Origin of the sequence: Mucilaginibacter kameinonensis (assembly GCF_003675385.1) — a bacterium.
GTDB lineage: Bacteria > Bacteroidota > Bacteroidia > Sphingobacteriales > Sphingobacteriaceae > Mucilaginibacter > Mucilaginibacter kameinonensis.
This window is the reverse complement of the sequence record NZ_RCWZ01000002.1, coordinates 63,962-78,208: the sequence shown is the minus strand read 5'-3', so window position 1 is coordinate 78,208 and position 14,247 is coordinate 63,962. Positions and strand designations below refer to the sequence as shown.

Genomic DNA, 14,247 nt, shown 5'->3' with positions numbered 1-14,247 from the left:
CGAAAGGTAAAAGGCGAAAGGTAAAAGGTTCGGAACCTGTCCTAACCTTTCACCTTTGGCCTTTAAGCTTTAACCTTATTCTAATGTGATATCCAAACCTAAGCCGCGTAACTCATGAACCAATACGTTGAATGATTCAGGAACTGATGGCGTTGGCAGGTTTTCACCTTTAACAATAGCCTCATATGTTTTGGCACGGCCGATAACATCATCAGATTTAACGGTTAATATCTCCTGCAGAATGTTTGATGCACCAAATGCTTCCAGTGCCCAAACCTCCATCTCACCAAAACGCTGACCACCGAATTGTGCTTTACCACCCAATGGCTGTTGAGTGATCAATGAGTACGGTCCGATTGAACGGGCGTGCATCTTATCATCAACCATGTGACCTAATTTCAGCATGTATATAATACCTACAGTAGTTTGCTGATCAAAACGGTCACCTGTTAAACCATTATATAAGTAAGTACGGCCTGATTCTGGCAAATTGGCTTTCTTGATCCACTCTTCCACTTCTTCGTGGCTTGCACCGTCGAAGATAGGAGTAGCAAATTTAACACCAAGCTCTTTACCGGCCCAGCCTAATACGGTTTCGTAGATCTGACCCAAGTTCATACGTGAAGGTACACCCAGCGGGTTCAACACGATATCAACCGGTGTTCCGTCTTCCAGGAAAGGCATATCTTCGTCACGTACAATACGTGCAACAATACCTTTGTTACCGTGACGACCGGCCATTTTATCACCTACTTTAAGCTTACGCTTTTTAGCTATGTAAACTTTAGCCATTTGTACGATACCTGATGGAAGCTCATCACCCACGCTGATAGCGAATTTATCACGACGGTAAGCACCCAGTTCTTCATTGTACTTAATGTTGAAGTTATGAAGAAGGATCTTGATCTGATCGTTTTTATCGTCATCAGTAGTCCATTTAGTTGGGTTAATATTATCGTAATTAAGCTCAACTAATATTTTCTGGGTGAATTTAACACCTTTAGGAACCTGTAACTCTTTGTAAACGTTATAAACGCCTTGCGAAGTTTTACCGTTAACGATCTCAAACAACTTGTCGATCAAGGTATTTTTCAGATCTTTTACAGCTTTCTCATGCCTTGTATCCAATTTCTCCAACTGTGCTTTTTCTTCAGCTTTTGAAGTTTTCTTAGCACGAGAGAATAATTTGGTATCGATAACAACACCGGCAATTGACGGTGGGGTTTTTAATGAAGCATCTTTAACGTCGCCTGCTTTATCACCGAAGATAGCACGTAACAGTTTTTCTTCCGGTGAAGGATCAGATTCACCTTTAGGAGTGATCTTACCAATCAGGATGTCGCCTTCTTTAACCTCGGCACCAACACGGATGATACCGTCTTCGTCAAGGTCTTTAGTAGCTTCTTCCGATACGTTAGGGATATCTGGTGTTAACTCTTCCTCACCGCGTTTAGTGTCACGAACTTCAAGTTCGAACTCTTCAACGTGGATTGAAGTAAATATATCCTGCGATACAACACGCTCAGAAATTACAATCGCATCCTCAAAGTTATATCCCTGCCAAGGCATGAACGCTACTTTAAGGTTACGGCCTAATGCAAGCTCGCCATTTTGGGTAGCATAACCTTCGCAAAGTACTTCACCTTTTTCAACCCTCTGCCCTTTTTTAACAATAGGCTTAAGGTTCATGGTGGTGCTTTGGTTGGTTTTCTTAAACTTGGTTAAGCGGTAGCTTTTGCTATCTCCTTCAAACGAGATCAAACGATCAAGTTCATTACGGTCATATTTAATACGGATCTCGTTAGCATCAACATACTCAACCACACCATCGCCTTCGGCGTTGATCAGGGTACGAGAGTCTTTTGCCACACGGCCTTCCAAACCGGTACCCACAATTGGCGCTTCCGGACGTAACAATGGTACGGCCTGGCGTTGCATGTTTGAACCCATCAATGCACGGTTAGCGTCATCATGCTCCAGGAACGGAATCAGCGAAGCCGCGATAGAAGTGATCTGGTTTGGAGCGATGTCCATTAAGTCCAGACGCTCTGGCTCGATAACCGGGAAGTCACCCTCGAAACGTGCTTTTACACGTGGCAATTCAAACTCACCTTTGTCATCATAAACCGCGTTTGCCTGGCCAATGGTTTTCCCGTCTTCATCTTCGGCAGATAAATAGATAACCGGCTCGTCGACCATAACTTTACCTTCAACCACACGTTTATACGGAGTTTCGATAAAGCCTAAGTTGTTGATCTTGGCGTGTACGCAAAGTGAAGAGATCAAACCAATGTTCGGGCCTTCCGGAGTTTCGATAGTACACAACCTACCGTAGTGGGTGTAGTGAACGTCACGAACCTCGAAACCTGCACGCTCACGTGACAGACCGCCGGGGCCTAAAGCTGACAGACGACGCTTGTGCGTGATCTCTGCCAGTGGATTGGTTTGGTCCATGAACTGTGATAACTGGTTTGTTCCGAAGAACGAGTTGATCACAGATGATAATGTACGCGCGTTGATCAGATCGGTTGGTGTGAACACCTCGTTGTCACGAATGTTCATACGCTCACGGATGGTACGGGCCATACGTGCTAAACCTACACCAAACTGAGCATAAAGCTGCTCACCTACGGTACGTACACGACGGTTTGATAAGTGATCAATATCATCCACCTCGGCTTTTGAGTTGATTAATTTGATCAAGTATTTAACAATCGCGATGATATCTTGCTTAGTTAACACCTTGGTATCTTCAGAGGTAGTTAATTTAAGCTTGCGGTTGATGCGGTAGCGGCCCACATCACCCAGGTCATATCTTTTATCTGAGAAGAATAAACGATCGATGATACCACGTGCTGTTTCTTCATCAGGTGGTTCAGCGTTACGTAACTGGCGGTAGATGTGCTCAACCGCTTCCTTCTCAGAGTTGGAAGTATCTTTCTGTAAGGTATTGTATATAATAGTGTAATCACCGCTGGTTGAAGCATCTTCCTTGTTAAGGATGATGGTTTTAACACCAGAGTCAATGATCATATCAATATGGTCGTCTTCCAGTAAGGTTTCACGCTCAAGGATGATCTCATTACGAGGGATAGAAACTACCTCACCGGTATCTTCATCCACAAAGTCTTCGATCCAGGTTTTAAGTACCCTTGCAGCAAGCTTACGGCCGATATATTTTTTCAGGCCAGATTTGCTCACTTTAACCTCGTCGGCCAGTTCAAACAACTCTAATATATCTTTATCAGAGTCATAACCAATGGCACGAAGTAACGTAGTAACCGGGAATTTCTTTTTACGGTCAATATAAGCGTACATCACGTTGTTAACGTCTGTAGCAAACTCAATCCATGAACCTTTGAAAGGGATAACACGGGCAGAGTATAATTTTGTACCGTTGGTATGGCGGCTCTGACCAAAGAACACACCTGGCGAACGGTGTAACTGTGATACAATTACACGCTCAGCACCATTAATAACAAATGTACCTTTTGGCGTCATGTATGGGATAGTACCCAGGTATACGTCCTGTACAATTGTTTCAAAGTCTTCGTGCTCCTCATCATTACATGACAGGCGAAGCTTGGCTTTTAATGGTACGCTGTAAGTTAATCCGCGTTCGATACACTCTTGTATATCATAACGTGGCGGATCAATAAAGTAGTCAAGAAACTCCAGGACAAAGATGTTTCTTGAATCTGAAATAGGAAAGTTTTCGGCAAACACTTTAAACAGCCCTTCTTTGTAACGGTTGTCGGAAGTGGTTTCCAATTGAAAAAATTCCTGGAAAGATTGTAACTGAACATCCAGAAAATCAGGGTAATCAAGTACCTTTCTGCTGGTTGCAAAGTTTACTCTTTGATTATTATTGTTTGCCAAGGTATTTAAATTTTAGTTTATTAATAAACTTGATAGATGTGAGATCTGAGATGTGAGATGTGAGACTAAAAAATATGTTTTGAAGATCTGTGTTCCTGTTAAACCTGCAGGAAGAAGATCTCATATCTCATATCTCATATCTATTATCTTCTTCATCCAAACCTTTATAAACAGCAATAGACCCCGACCAATATGGTCGGAGTCTTGATGCTATATTTTAGTAGGTTAAATTACTTAACCTCAACTACTGCTCCGGCTTCTTCTAATTGTTTTTTCAAAGATTCAGCTTCTTCTTTAGTTACACCAGTTTTAAGTTCTTTTGGTGCACCGTCAACAAGATCTTTAGCTTCTTTCAAACCAAGGCCAGTTAAGTCTTTTACTAATTTAACAACTGCTAATTTAGCGCCACCAGCTTCTTTCAGGATAACGTCAAATGCAGTTTGCTCAGCAGCAGCTGGAGCAGCGTCGCCACCGTCAGCAGCAGGAGCAGCAACTGCTACAGCAGCAGCAGCAGGCTCAATACCATACTCGTCTTTTAATATTTGAGCTAATTCGTTTACTTCTTTTACTGTTAAGTTTACCAACTGTTCAGCAAACGCTTTTAAATCCGCCATTTTATTTAAATTTTTACTTTTAATGCTTTTTGTTTGTTATTATCGAACCTTATTATGGAGGCGTTCGTTAACCTCTTTCCTGTAATGTTTTTACGAGGCCTGCAATTGTTGTTCCGCCTGACTGAAGAGCAGAAAGAACGTTTTTGGCAGGTGATTGAAGTAAGCCAACAATCTCGCCGATCAGTTGTTCTTTCGATTTCAGCTTGGTTAAAGTATCCAGTTGGTTATCACCAATAAATACTGCCGAATCAATATAAGCTGCTTTTAAGATTGGTTTTTCACCTGTTTTCCTTAATTGTTTGATCAGCTTTGCAGGTGCAGTTGCTGATTTTGAGAAAAGGATTGATGATGAACCTTTCAACACATCATATATCGGGCTGAAATCACCGCCAGCAGCTTCCATAGCTTTTTTGATCAAGCTATTTTTAGTTACCTGCATTGTAATGTCGTTTTCGAAACATTTACGGCGGATATTGTTGATCTTGGCTACAGTTAAATCAGAGGTATCAGTGATATAAAAATTACCATACTCTTTGATTTGCTCAGTAAGGGCTACAACAAGGTCGTATTTTTCTTCTTTATTCATGATTAGATCCCCGCTACTGATTTAGTTTCAACTGTAATTCCTGGCGACATAGTTGAAGAGATGTGAATACTCTTGAAATATGTTCCTTTTGCTGCAGAAGGTTTTAATTTAGAGATTGTTTGCAATACTTCTAATGCATTCTCATAAATTTTATCTGCAGAGAAAGATGCTTTTCCTATTGAGGTGTGGATGATACCGGTTTTGTCAACCTTGAAATCGATTTTACCACCTTTTACCTCAGTTACAGCTTTACCAACTTCTGGGGTAACTGTACCTGATTTAGGGTTTGGCATTAAGTTACGCGGGCCCAAAATACGACCCAAACGACCAACTTTAGCCATAACACTTGGCATAGTGATGATAATATCAACATCAGTCCATCCGCCTTCAATCTTGGCAATATAATCATCCAAACCTACGTAATCTGCACCAGCGTCTTTAGCTTCTTGCTCCTTGTCAGGAGTACAAAGTACTAATACACGTACAGTTTTACCGGTTCCATGAGGCAATGTTGCAATACCACGCACCATTTGATTGGCTTTACGCGGGTCAACACCTAAACGAACGTCTATATCAACTGATGAATCAAACTTAGTTAAGGTTAATTCCTTTACCAAAGCTGATGCAGCTTCTAATGTGTACGATTTGTTTGCCTCAATTTTGGAGAGTGCCACTTTTTGATTTTTTGTTAATCTTGCCACTGTCTTTAAACTGATTTGTATAAATTAATTAATTCCAGGGAGCTGTACCTGATACGGTAATTCCCATGCTGCGGGCAGTACCTGCCACCATTTTCATGGCCGATTCAACTGTGAATGCGTTCAAGTCAACCATTTTATCTTTTGCTATAGTCTCAACCTGTTCCCAGTTAACACTGGCAACTTTTTTACGGTTAGGCTCAGCAGAACCACTCTTTAAACCGGTAGCTTCCAATAACTGGATAGCAACGGGAGGGGTTTTGATGATAAATTCGAATGATTTGTCAACATAAACAGTAATCAAAACAGGCAATACTTTTCCAGCTTTGTCCTGGGTGCGTGCATTAAATTGTTTGCAAAACTCCATGATGTTCACACCTTTTGCACCCAATGCAGGGCCAATTGGTGGTGATGGGTTTGCGGCGCCGCCTTTAACTTGCAGCTTAACCATTGCACCGATCTCTTTTGCCATTTTAATTTACTTTAATTATAAACTCAATGTTAGTACGTGGAAGCTTAGTAACATTTAAGATTTTTACGGTTTGATATTAATTTTAGCTTACTTAACGCTTTCTTAATATTTAAACCTTTTGTATTTAATATTTTACCTGTTAATTTATCATGTGATAATACCCGCCTTCCAGTCGGGTATTGATGATAAAAAAACTATTCTTTTTCTACCTGCATGTAATTCAATTCAAGCGGCGTACGGCGTCCGAATATCTTTACCATTACTTTCAGTTTCTTTTTCTCTTCGTTAACCTCTTCGATAACGCCGCTGAAACCATTGAAAGGCCCGTCCATAACTTTAACAGCCTCACCTACATAGTAAGGTACGCTCATAGTTTCACCCTGGGCACTCATTTCATCAACCTTACCTAAAATACGGTTAACTTCTGACTGGCGAAGCGGGATAGCATTTCCGGCCTTATCACCCAGGAAACCTATTACGCTGTTTATGTTTTTAATAATGTGCTCGGTTTCGCCATCTAAAACAGCTTCCATCAACACATAGCCCGGAAAGTAGTTACGCTCTTTAGCAATCTTCTTTCCATCGCGCATTTGGTAGTACTTTTCAGTAGGTATTAATACCTGTGGTACCAAATGACCGATGCCCAAACGGCTAATTTCGGCATCGATATATTGTTTAACTTTTTTTTCCTTACCACTAATAGCCCTAACTACATACCATTTCAATTGATCACTCATCTGCTTCTCCCCTGATATTATGTTAGTGATGTGTAAAACAGTTTAAGCAAATAATTAATGATCTGGTCCATACCTAAGATAACCAGCGCAATAATTACAGCGGCAACCAATACCAAAACAGCGCTGCTTTGCAGCTCGCGCCATGTAGGCCAGGTAACCTTCTCGGTTAACTCGATGTATGACTCTTTAATATATTCAGCTACGCCTGCCATTTTTATATTGTGCTTAAGCACGGGAACAAGGATTCGAACCCTGATCAAAGGTTTTGGAGACCTCTATTCTACCGTTGAACTATTCCCGTGTGTTATTTTATAATAAGAAAACATAAGTTTGCCGTTGAAGGCTAAACTTATGTTTTCAAATTAACCTTTTATTGAAATATCAATTATTTCAAGATTTCAGTTACCTGACCAGCACCTACGGTACGACCACCTTCACGGATAGCGAAACGTAAGCCTTTTTCCATTGCGATAGCGTTGATCAACTTTACAGTGATTGTAACGTTATCACCTGGCATAACCATTTCTACACCTGGTTCTAATGAAATCTCACCAGTAACGTCAGTGGTACGGAAATAGAATTGCGGACGGTATTTGTTGAAGAATGGAGTGTGACGGCCACCTTCTGCTTTTGATAATACGTAAACTTCTGCTTTGAAATCGGTGTGAGGAGTTACTGAACCTGGTTTGCAGATAACCATACCACGACGGATATCAGTTTTCTCAATACCACGTAACAATAAACCTACGTTGTCACCAGCTTCACCACGGTCAAGGATTTTGCGGAACATCTCAACACCAGTTACGGTTGATTTCAAGTTCTCAGCACCCATACCCAAGATATCAACTGGCTCACCAGAGTTGATTACACCACGCTCAATACGACCAGTAGCAACAGTACCACGACCAGTGATTGAGAACACGTCTTCAACAGGCATCAAGAAAGGAAGATCTGTCAAACGTGGAGGAATTGGGATGTAGCTATCTACAGCGTCCATCAATTCCATGATTTTACCAACCCAGGTAGGATCGCCGTTAAGACCACCTAATGCAGAACCCTGGATAACTGGAATATCATCACCTGGGAATTCGTAGAATGATAATAATTCACGAACTTCCATTTCTACTAACTCTAATAATTCCGGATCATCAACCATGTCAACTTTGTTCATGAAAACAACAAGTGCAGGTACACCTACCTGACGAGCTAACAGGATGTGCTCACGAGTTTGTGGCATCGGACCATCAGTTGCAGCAACTACGATGATTGCACCGTCCATTTGGGCAGCACCAGTAACCATGTTTTTCACGTAATCCGCGTGACCTGGACAGTCAACGTGTGCGTAGTGACGGTTAGCTGTTGAATATTCAACGTGGGCAGTGTTGATGGTAATACCACGTTCTTTTTCTTCAGGAGCTGAGTCAATTGAATCAAATGAACGAGCTTCTGATAAACCTGCATCAGCCAAAACTTTAGTGATAGCTGCGGTAAGGGTTGTTTTACCGTGGTCAACGTGACCGATTGTACCGATGTTTAAGTGCGGTTTACTGCGGTCAAACTTTTCTTTTGCCATGATCTATAAATTATTTTGTAGGTTAATTTTAACTTTATATGTAATGTTTCAATAACACCGAGCCAACAATGGGATTTGAACCCATGACCTCTTCCTTACCAAGGAAGTGCTCTACCCCTGAGCTACGTCGGCTTATTTTTTTTATTTTGCAGTTGCCAGTTCTTCGCTCGCAATTGCTTTTTACTGCAAACTTCTTACTGCTACCTGTAACTGAGCGGAAGACGAGGTTCGAACTCGCGACCTATAGCTTGGAAGGCTATCGCTCTACCAACTGAGCTACTTCCGCTTGTTAAGCTTTTGGTTTGTTTTTTTTATACCTTCTAAGTACCAAAAGTCCATTCCTCAAACCTCCTTAATCAAGTCAGCAGTTTACAATCCCGTTAGCTTTATACTAACCGCGAACTATAAACTGCCTACTTAATATGTGGGGGGAGAAGGATTCGAACCTTCGTAGCCGAAGCAACGGATTTACAGTCCGTCCCATTTGACCGCTCTGGTATCCCCCCAGTAGTTTATCCCGGATTAACAATGTCCAAAATTGAAGCTAAACATTATCTTTCCGAAAAAAACTGAGCCTCCTATCGGGATCGAACCAATGACCTACTGATTACAAGTCAGTTGCTCTACCAGCTGAGCTAAGGAGGCTTATATTTAAATTTGCCTTTTCGTTATTTTAAACCGTATGTGGCTTTCGGTAACGGAGCGCAAAAGTAATAAGCTTTTTGATATTTTAAAGAACTATTTTAACTTTTTTTTGAGGCGTTAAATACCTCCCCGAAAGGGACTGCAAATCTACAAAAAATAACACCACGTCAAAATTTTTTATAAAAAAAATTCGGCAGGCTAAAAACCTGCCGAATTTGGCTCAATGTAAGCCCCTCTATATCACTAAAAACCGTCCTCTGCTGCCGTTAAAACAGCTTTTTTGGCCGTAGCGTCAGCAATGGCTTTCTTTTGTTTATGCTTCTCAATTTGCTTCCTCAGGCTCTCAACTGCCAGGTCGGTAGCTTCCTCAAAACTCTTACATTTCTCTTTAGCGAAGATCTGGTTTCCTGGTAGCAATAATTTGATCTCCGTTATCTTATTACATTCATCTTCCACATTCTCAAGCTTTAAGTAAACTTCACCGCTAATAATATGATCATAAAACGTATCAAGCTTATCTGCCTTTTTCTGAATAAAATCTAAAAGTTTCCTGTCTGCGGTGAAATGAATTGACTGCACTGTAATTTTCATGTTTCCTCCTTTTTAAGCCTTTGGATGGGCGAGTTTATAAATAGATTTTAGTCGTTCAACTGAGTTGTGCGTGTAAATTTGGGTGGCACTGAGGTTAGCGTGACCCAAAAGTTCTTTAATTGAATTTAAGTCGGCCCCGTTGTTTAGCATGGTGGTTGCAAACGTGTGCCTGAGCACGTGAGGGCTCCGTTTATTTTGAGTTGATATGTTGGAGAGATATTTCTGCACTATTAAATAAATCAATTTCGGATAAGCATCGGCTCCTTTATTTGTAACGATAAATGTAAAGGAATTGTTATTAAAATTTTGATTTTTCTTTAACTCCAAATATTGGGGCAGCAGGATCTTCAGCTCATTATTGATAGGGATGATACGTTCCTTATTACGTTTCCCCAATACCTTCACTACTCCCCCATCAAGGTTAAGATCCTGTTCTTTAACGCCTAACAATTCGGCAAGGCGTATACCGGTGCCAAACAACATCTCAATAACAAGCTTATCGCGCAGCCCCGGAAAGTCGTTTGTAAAAACGTCATCGCTATCTAACATTTTTGTTAGGCGAGCATCTTCAACCACCACGGGCAGGGTTTTAGCAATTTTTTGTGAATGGATACGCGATGTTGGATTAGTTTCAACAATGCCTTCCTGCAGTAAAAATTTAAAGTATTTGCGCAACGTAGCCATTTTACGGTTAACCGAACGGCCAGTAAGTTTTTGGTCAAGAAGCTCAACCATCCAGTTACGGATGTCATGATAGCTTACCTGCGATGGATGGGTGATAACCGGCTCGGGCGTAGGATCGGCGCCGCCGGGATTGTTTAAAAAGCGCACAAACTGATCCAGGTCTGACTGATACGCGGACACAGTATGGACTGAATACCGCTTTTCATACTTGATGTACTGGATAAAACGCTCTAAAAACATAAAAAACTATTTATACATCCGGGATTATGAATGTACAAATAGTTTTAATATAGTGTTAAGAAAACTATAAAATTTTACAATTAAACAGTTTCTTGATTCAATGTCTGTTTGTAGATAGCATGTTTAACAACATGACGACGGGTTACAGATTTTTTTTCGAAAGCCTGACGACTACGTAGTTCTCTTAAAACACCTGTTTTTTCGAATTTCTTTTTGAAGCGTTTCAATGCTTTGTCTAATGATTCGCCGTCTTTTACGTTAATAATGATCATAATTCCTAAAATACCTCCTTTCAAGGGAGGGCAAAGATAATCACAATGTTTTGAATATCAAAGAGAGAGCAGGATTTATTTTTCGATTCTGAAGATTATCCCCCGGCTCTGTGAGCAATTTCTACAATCATTTCTTTAAAAGTGCGTCTAAATAATCTTTCAAGCCAGGATTTGAAGGCAGTGGACCATAAAGCATCATCGCTTTAAAATTTTTATCAATAACTACAGTTCGTGGAACTGATAGTACTTTGTAAGGCTTTAACGCTATGATATCTGCAAATAGCTGCATACCTTTTGCATTAGTTCTTTTTAAATAATCTTTCCATAGCTTTTTATTGTCGTATACACTCAGTGCCATGAATGCGATATCCGGGTTGCCATCATATTGTTTTTTTAATTTTTCAAAGTAGGGCATCTCTTCAAGACACGGGCCGCACCATGTAGCCCAAAGATCAATATAGATAACCTTGCCTTTTAAACTACTCAGTTTTACCGGCCGGTTATCGGCGTCAATAGCGGTAAAATCCTCAGCCAGATCTCCGGTAGTAAATTCCAGCTTGTTGCTAAGTGTTTCGCGGGCTGCTTCCCTGTACCGGCTATTCTTTATCGAATCTATTTTAGGTAGAAAGGTAGCCAACACTTTTTTATCATCAATGTGATTTATCTCATAAACCAACTCATAAGCATATTGCCAGTCTTTTATCCGGGCGTCAACAGGGGTTTGATTTCTTTTATAACTATCGAGGATGCTGTAATAATTGCTTCTGAATGCTTCAAGTTTGAGATTTTCGACTTTCATCAGATTTACAGCAAATTTATCCCATAAGGGATCAAGCAGCTTTTTTGATTCAGCAAACACAGAGTCCCTTTCATTATCAGGTACTTTGTTTCTTCTGATATAAAAGCCTGCTAATAATTTAAAACTGCTAAACAGGTCGGCTTCTATACGTGCCTTTTCAATATCAGCAAAATCCTTTGGCAGCTTTTTGGTAGCTTTAAGTTTATCATGCCGTGCCTGGGCTAATTGCAAAACCGTATCCAGCGTTTGCCTTAGCGTACCTCTTATATTAAGGCCTCCATTCAAATACGAACCTGATTTGGGGAACGGTACAGTCTTCAGATAATCATCGGCCTCGGCTCCAGCACCATGAAATACGGATTTCTCGGGTGCGCTGTAATCCACAACCACATTCAGCACATCACCCGGCGAAAGATAAAGCTCATTTCGTCCCAGAAAAAAATAGTTAGCTTCCTTTAAATTGAATTTGAAAGAGAAATACCCGTTCGTATCAGGCATGATCTGCAGGTTACTCTCAAAAGGCTTTAAATATGATAGTTCAGAATAATCGAATAATATAGCCCGGTCGTTAAAGTTTACAAGTTTACCGGATATAGTCACTTCATTATTTCCGTGTTTTAAGTCGGATACCTTGAGAAAACCGCGTGAAACCGGATGCTTATTAACCTTCACCGTGTTATCAATTTTAATAACGGGCTGTTTTTGCTGAGCAATAATTGGATTGCGAAATAGAAAAAGGAAGAACAAGGGCAAGATAAATTTGATTTTCATGAAAGGTTTAAGATTATATAAACTAAGATAGCCTGTTTAATAAACGCTATTTGTTAAATAGTCTTAAATCTGAATGGTCTCTCCCCCTGAACTCCCACCTCGAAACGTTAATAAACAACAAAGGCCGCCAATGGCAGCCTTTGTTGTTTTAAATATACTTTGGATTCAATAATTATTGTTTATCCCAATATACCCTTGTATTAAGTGCATCCGGACCCTGACGGGCAATTACAGCATTGTAATTAGCCGTGTTAAGATCACTTTCTGTTTGCGGATATTGTTGCCTGCGTGGAATTTTCTGGCCCGGGCTCAATGAACCAGGAACCGGATCAAGCAATTTAGGCAAACCTGTACGACGGTACTCTGCCCATGACTCCCAACCATTGCCTAAGAAACCGGCAATCCATTTTTGGGTCATGATCTGATCCATAGCTGTTGCAGCCGAAAACTGAACTGCTGCCTGCGCAAGATAAGCGGATTCGTTAGTAGTACTAACACCGTTTTGTTCCAATGATGCAGCTACACCTTTATTATAGTAATCAGCAGCGGCGCCGTCACCACCGGCTATCCAGCCAAGGTGGGCAGCTTCTGCCTGTGTAAACATGATTTGGGCATATGATGTCCATACAGTTGGCGATCCCTGATTAGATACGGTTAAGCCGATTAAAGAGATGTTACCTGGTTTGCTACGTGTTCCTTTGCTGTAATTACCTAAGGCATCACCATACGTACCATAAGGTAAACCTACATATGTATTTGATACAGTCGGAGCAGCGTAAACAGGCAACCTCGGGTCATTCAGGGTAGTTAACGTATTAACAACTAAACTGCTTACCGCATAATCATAACGGTTACGGTAGTTTGTAAAATAAGGATTCTCGTTAGTTTGAGCGGCCAGGTAGGCATAAACAGCGTTATCGCTGTTAGAAGTCATTAAACCGCCGGCTACAGCCTTAGCATACTCAGCTTTGCCTGTGTTTGGATCAACCTTCGAAAGCCTTAATGCCATAATAGCATGCAATGAATTTGCCCAATGTTTCCATTTAGTAAGGTTACCACCAAATAAGATATCTTGTTGTGCAGGCATTGCGGCACCACTATCAAACTGAGCTTGCGCCTCGTCAAGTTCTTTCATCAATGCCGCATAGACATCTTTTTGAGCATCAAATGCAGGCGAAAGATTTGATTTGCCATTTAAAGCCTGTGAATATGGTATATCGCCCCACCTATCAGTAACGGTAAGGAAAATAAAAGCGCTAAGGATACGGGCCGAGGCTATCTGATTAGCGTTTGAACCAAACTTTGTGATAGCCACAAGACTTTTCTTTGTCGGATCGGTATTAACGTCGATGATTGTTTTAAGGTCTTTTAACGGGCCGGTATAATATCCCTGGTAATCATATTGCTTCAATGAAAACAATGATTCATTGGTATAAAAAGTTTCTGCCAGGTATTGTGAATACAGTTCGCCTGTAAAAGAGTTGATATTGGTAGTAGCGCCTGCACCGCTAACACCTCCAAGATATTGAAGGGCGCTGGTTAACAAATAGCCCGACTGCACGTTAGGCGATTGGTTAGGGCTAACATTTACGTCGCCGCCGGTTTTGCACGAAGCAAGGATAATCATACCCGCCCCAGCTATATATTTACTAATATTAGATATTCTTTTCATGATTTGTGCGCTAA

Annotated in this window: 13 protein-coding genes and 5 tRNA genes; all 18 read right to left on the bottom strand. The window is 40.9% G+C overall.

What is annotated here, in order from left to right; translation table 11 throughout:
* Positions 1 to 75 precede the first annotated feature (75 nt).
* The 18 genes from rpoB to EAH55_RS07265 all read right to left on the bottom strand — a co-directional run bounded on the left by rpoB (position 76) and on the right by EAH55_RS07265 (position 14,233).
* Positions 76 to 3,879, bottom strand: coding sequence for a DNA-directed RNA polymerase subunit beta (gene rpoB, locus EAH55_RS07350; protein WP_112572655.1), 3,804 nt, complete (start codon positions 3,877 to 3,879; stop codon positions 76 to 78).
* A gap of 230 nt (positions 3,880 to 4,109) precedes the next feature.
* The gene (rplL, locus tag EAH55_RS07345) at positions 4,110 to 4,493 is read right to left on the bottom strand and encodes a 50S ribosomal protein L7/L12 (protein ID WP_022833154.1); all 384 of its coding nucleotides are present in this window, start codon (positions 4,491 to 4,493) and stop codon (positions 4,110 to 4,112) included.
* Positions 4,494 to 4,560: 67 nt separating this feature from the next.
* A complete protein-coding gene (rplJ, locus tag EAH55_RS07340) occupies positions 4,561 to 5,079 on the bottom strand; it encodes a 50S ribosomal protein L10 (protein ID WP_090528670.1) in 519 nt (172 codons plus the stop codon).
* 2 nt (positions 5,080 to 5,081) lie between these two features.
* A complete protein-coding gene (rplA, locus tag EAH55_RS07335) occupies positions 5,082 to 5,780 on the bottom strand; it encodes a 50S ribosomal protein L1 (protein WP_091213558.1) in 699 nt (232 codons plus the stop codon).
* 28 nt (positions 5,781 to 5,808) lie between these two features.
* Positions 5,809 to 6,249 (bottom strand): 50S ribosomal protein L11, encoded by a 441-nt coding sequence (gene rplK / locus EAH55_RS07330; RefSeq protein ID WP_090528676.1) that lies wholly within the window; start codon positions 6,247 to 6,249, stop codon positions 5,809 to 5,811.
* 194 nt (positions 6,250 to 6,443) lie between these two features.
* Complete coding sequence (gene nusG / locus EAH55_RS07325; RefSeq protein ID WP_112572658.1) at positions 6,444 to 6,986, bottom strand: transcription termination/antitermination protein NusG; 543 nt, start codon at positions 6,984 to 6,986, stop codon at positions 6,444 to 6,446.
* Between the two features lie 17 nt (positions 6,987 to 7,003).
* Positions 7,004 to 7,198, bottom strand: a complete 195-nt coding sequence (gene secE / locus EAH55_RS07320) for a preprotein translocase subunit SecE (RefSeq protein WP_112572730.1) — start codon at positions 7,196 to 7,198, stop codon at positions 7,004 to 7,006.
* 18 nt (positions 7,199 to 7,216) lie between these two features.
* A tRNA-Trp gene (locus EAH55_RS07315) sits at positions 7,217 to 7,287 on the bottom strand.
* A gap of 84 nt (positions 7,288 to 7,371) precedes the next feature.
* A complete protein-coding gene (gene tuf, locus EAH55_RS07310) occupies positions 7,372 to 8,559 on the bottom strand; it encodes an elongation factor Tu (RefSeq protein WP_090528682.1) in 1,188 nt (395 codons plus the stop codon).
* Between the two features lie 60 nt (positions 8,560 to 8,619).
* A tRNA-Thr gene (locus EAH55_RS07305) sits at positions 8,620 to 8,691 on the bottom strand.
* Positions 8,692 to 8,772: 81 nt separating this feature from the next.
* Positions 8,773 to 8,845: transfer RNA gene (locus EAH55_RS07300), tRNA-Gly, on the bottom strand.
* A 139-nt stretch (positions 8,846 to 8,984) separates the two neighbouring features.
* Positions 8,985 to 9,065, bottom strand: a tRNA-Tyr gene (locus tag EAH55_RS07295).
* A gap of 66 nt (positions 9,066 to 9,131) precedes the next feature.
* Positions 9,132 to 9,204: transfer RNA gene (locus EAH55_RS07290), tRNA-Thr, on the bottom strand.
* A gap of 243 nt (positions 9,205 to 9,447) precedes the next feature.
* On the bottom strand, positions 9,448 to 9,795 hold the full coding sequence (gene hpf / locus EAH55_RS07285) for a ribosome hibernation-promoting factor, HPF/YfiA family (RefSeq protein ID WP_091213553.1): 348 nt from the start codon (positions 9,793 to 9,795) through the stop codon (positions 9,448 to 9,450).
* Between the two features lie 12 nt (positions 9,796 to 9,807).
* Positions 9,808 to 10,719, bottom strand: coding sequence for a tyrosine-type recombinase/integrase (locus tag EAH55_RS07280; protein WP_121809098.1), 912 nt, complete (start codon positions 10,717 to 10,719; stop codon positions 9,808 to 9,810).
* An 80-nt stretch (positions 10,720 to 10,799) separates the two neighbouring features.
* The gene (gene rpsU / locus EAH55_RS07275; protein WP_090528691.1) at positions 10,800 to 10,991 is read right to left on the bottom strand and encodes a 30S ribosomal protein S21; all 192 of its coding nucleotides are present in this window, start codon (positions 10,989 to 10,991) and stop codon (positions 10,800 to 10,802) included.
* A 127-nt stretch (positions 10,992 to 11,118) separates the two neighbouring features.
* Positions 11,119 to 12,561, bottom strand: a complete 1,443-nt coding sequence (locus tag EAH55_RS07270) for a TlpA family protein disulfide reductase (RefSeq protein ID WP_121809097.1) — start codon at positions 12,559 to 12,561, stop codon at positions 11,119 to 11,121.
* Between the two features lie 172 nt (positions 12,562 to 12,733).
* Entirely contained in the window at positions 12,734 to 14,233 is a 1,500-nt protein-coding gene (locus EAH55_RS07265) for a SusD/RagB family nutrient-binding outer membrane lipoprotein (RefSeq protein WP_112572665.1), read from the bottom strand.
* Between the last annotated feature and the right edge of the window lie 14 nt (positions 14,234 to 14,247).